At 47.9% G+C, this 1387-nt stretch carries 1 protein-coding gene; it reads right to left on the reverse strand.

Features of this window, described 5'->3' with window-relative positions:
- Window positions 1-216: 216 nt before the first annotated feature.
- Window positions 217-1387: DUF1983 domain-containing protein (locus tag ABLA76_RS16395; RefSeq protein ID WP_348988739.1), on the reverse strand; the 1171-nt coding region annotated here is incomplete at its 5' end.

Below are 1387 nucleotides of genomic sequence, written 5' to 3' on the forward strand. Positions count from 1 at the left end.
GCCTGAATCAGGTGGATTAAGGTGTTGCTGCCAGACCGGATTAACATCAACTGCCCGGGTGCAACGCCGTTGATATTGGAGATAAATTTCGTGCCCGTACCGCGGACAATAGCCGAGCCGGACACAGTTGAGGCTGTGCCTTGTGAATAGTACATAGTGGGGTTCCTGTTAATCGTAGAGCGAGGTATTGATATCAATCCGTCCATGGACGCGGTCTTATACATTAGTCCACTGACTGCTGGCTTTAAACAGTAAGCCAATACCCGGGTTGTGATATGTTATTCCGAGTCCCCTTGCTTCAAGAGTCACTTTAATGGTTGGTGTCGTATTAGCGCGAATAACTACCGGGGGTGTAAATAACGTACCAGAAATGCATTGCGGCCCCTTATCACTACGCCTCATATCGAAGCCTTGTTTGGTTACAAGCACGTTATCAACATAGACACAAACGGTCGCGTTCCCAGTTCCACCCAAAGAGCCAACATAAAGCTGTGTCATTATCGGGCCGTAAATAAAAATACGATCATACGGCATGTGTTCATGTAACCGCTTATGAAAGTAAATCGTCTCCCGGCCGTAATTGCCTAGAGCGGGCCCATTTGAGACATTTCCCAATGTTACAGACACAACATCACCCACAATTTTGTTCGCATATATTGTGCCGCTGAAATTACCATCAGTCCCATTTATTGTACCAGTGAACGTGCCGCTGGTTGCATGAACAGTGCCGCGAACCGTCACATTGTGGAATTCTGCCGAACCACCTTTATCAATTTTCCACCCCGCCTGACCTGCGACATAATTTCTGGACTGAATGAAGTTGCCGATTTTGGCGTTAGTAATGCTGCCGTCCTCTATGAAGGTATCTCTGGCAAACAGCTGTCCATTTTTGACCACCATAAACGGCTCCATCTTCCCGTTAACGGGGTTATAAAACGCAAAGTTATTAGCAGAAAATCCAATGTACGACTCCAGATTGCCGTTCTTCACCTCACCACTAATTACCATACCCGCCGCGTTATACTTCCTGCCGTTATAGTTAATGGTGATATTCGTACTGTGGATGGCATACCCATTGCCGGACAGGTCAAATTCCGCTGACATCTTGCTGTTGATAACAGCCTGCTGTTTCCCGAGCTGTGCCTGAACCTGTTGTGCCGATTCAGCCACCGCTTTTTGTGTACTGGATATGGCCTGCTTATTGGTGACGACATCCCCCCTGATATCCCCGACGCTGGTACGTATTTCTGTAAACTGCTGACCAAATGATTTATCCCGTTCGGCTATCGTGGTTTCAACCGATTTGATGCGTGATGCATTGGTTCCGAGCTGGGCGCTAATGTCTGTGGTTTTCTGTGCCCATGCCTCATTGTCGGTCGCCCGTACT

Source organism: Xenorhabdus sp. SGI240 (genome assembly GCF_040081915.1).
In the GTDB taxonomy this organism is placed as follows: Bacteria; Pseudomonadota; Gammaproteobacteria; order Enterobacterales; family Enterobacteriaceae; genus Xenorhabdus; species Xenorhabdus bakwenae.